2 protein-coding genes are annotated in these 1,828 nt (G+C 62.9%); one reads left to right on the forward strand and one right to left on the reverse strand.

The window, feature by feature from the left end; translation table 11 throughout:
• Positions 1–935: ABC transporter substrate-binding protein (locus EN991_RS34680; RefSeq protein ID WP_164769608.1), on the forward strand; the 935-nt coding region annotated here is incomplete at its 5' end.
• A gap of 114 nt (positions 936–1,049) precedes the next feature.
• Here EN991_RS34680 and EN991_RS41725 read toward each other — a convergent pair.
• On the reverse strand, positions 1,050–1,718 hold the full coding sequence (locus EN991_RS41725; protein WP_127370413.1) for a nuclear transport factor 2 family protein: 669 nt from the start codon (positions 1,716–1,718) through the stop codon (positions 1,050–1,052).
• Positions 1,719–1,828 lie beyond the last annotated feature (110 nt).

Below are 1,828 nucleotides of genomic sequence, written 5' to 3' on the forward strand. Positions count from 1 at the left end.
GCCTCTCCGTGCTCGACCAGGGCGCGGATCTCGTGGTCGTCTCGTGCGACTACGACTTCGGATCGCCGGCTGCGCTCGCGGCCGAGGACGCGGGCCGTATCTCCTTCTTCCTGTGCGCGGAATCGGTCAAGGCCGGTATCCAGGGTGTCGGCCCGCACAGCTTCTCCGCGTCGGTGCTGGCGCCCGTGCAGGGCGCGACCATGGCCGAGTGGGCATTCAAGGAAAAAGGCGCAAAGGACTTCTACCGTCTGCTCGATACCTGGACGGCCTACAACAAGGGCATCTGCGACGGCTTCGACTGGATGATGCCGAAGCTCGAAGCCCAGGGCGCGAAGCTTGTCGGTGAAGACACCTTCAAAAACGAGGACGCCTCCATCGCCGCGCAGATCACCCGCATCAAGTCTCTGCCGAAGGAGCCGGATGCGATCATGCTTTGCACGATGATGCCGGGCGCTGTCTCGGCCATCAAGCAGCTTCGTGCCGCGGGCATCAACTCCATGATCCTGAATGGCTCGGGCGTCGACGGTAGTTATTGGCTATCCGCTGTGCCCGATCTGACGAACTTCTACGTCCCCGTTCAGGGATCGATCTATGGCGACGATCCCAATCCGGAAGTGCTGAAGTTCAATGCCACCTACAAGGCGAAGACAGGCGCCGATCCCTCGAGCCAGTATGTCTTTCCGGGTTACGTCATGGTCGACGTCTGGGCCAAGGCGGTGGAGCGTGCAGGCACGACCGATGCCGACGCCGTCGTCGCGGAACTGGAGAAGATGAAGAACGAGCCGACGCTGTTCGGGCCTCGTACCTTCACGCCGGAACTGCATCACCAGAACCAGACGCGGTACCTGATCGTCGAGACCAAGGCCGGCAAGCCGGGTGTTGTAGGCAACTGGACGATTTCCGAGCCGGTACCGATGGAAGCCTTGCTCAAGTAAGAAGATGGGCCGGGTAAGCCCGGCCCTTTCATCTTTTGAGGATCTTGCCTTTGGACAAAAAACGAGGGCGGCCCGCTTGGACCGCCCTCGTTGCCCGATGAATTCAGATTTTCGCTACCCTCGCGCTTTGCGGTAGGAATCCTTGAGCGCTATGAGCTCCCCCGAGAAAGCGAAGATATCGCAGCCGTCGACTTCGATTTGCTGCCCCGCTGCCGTGGTGCCGACGAAGCGCCATGATGAAAGCCCGGTGTCGCCCGTCACGACGTGCCGTCCTCTGGTCCACGCGGCCTTCGGGAAAGCATCGAACAGCGCTGCATAGGCGGCGCGCACGGCGTCACGCCCCATATGCTTGCGCCCTTCGGCATCGGGTCCAGCCGAGCCGTGGAAAGCGCAATTCTCAGCCATGCAGTCCATCAGCGCGCCCACGTCGCGGGCGTTCCAGGCTGCGAGGAACCGGTCGAGCACGGCGAGCCGCCTGGCTGCGAGGTCGCCGGCCTCAACGACCTCGACCTCCAGAAAGGCGAGCGGCGCATCGCCGGCATTGATGACGTTGTGGGCCACACCCGTCCGCCGCGAATAGGGCACCCCTTGAGTGAGGGCGGCTTGCGACTGCGCGCCGTCCGGGCCTTCGAGACCGAGCTTGCCGTCCGTAAGCGGCACGATGACGTAGTCATGGCCATGGATATGCCAGCCGGTCTCGGCCCCGGCGGCAAAGCGCCATTCGGTGACCCGAAAGCGTTCGTCGTCGATATGGACGACCGGTTCGGCTTTCATGCGGGTCATTCGAGTCCCTCCTTGGCAACCGCACCGGTCAGGCGCTCAAGCGTCCGGCCCATGCGCGTCATGATTTCTTTCACATCGTCTTCTGTCGAGATCATCGGCGGGCAGAGCGC

The sequence above is a fragment of the Mesorhizobium sp. M7A.F.Ca.US.005.03.2.1 genome, from assembly GCF_003997795.1.
Taxonomy (GTDB): domain Bacteria; phylum Pseudomonadota; class Alphaproteobacteria; order Rhizobiales; family Rhizobiaceae; genus Mesorhizobium; species Mesorhizobium ciceri.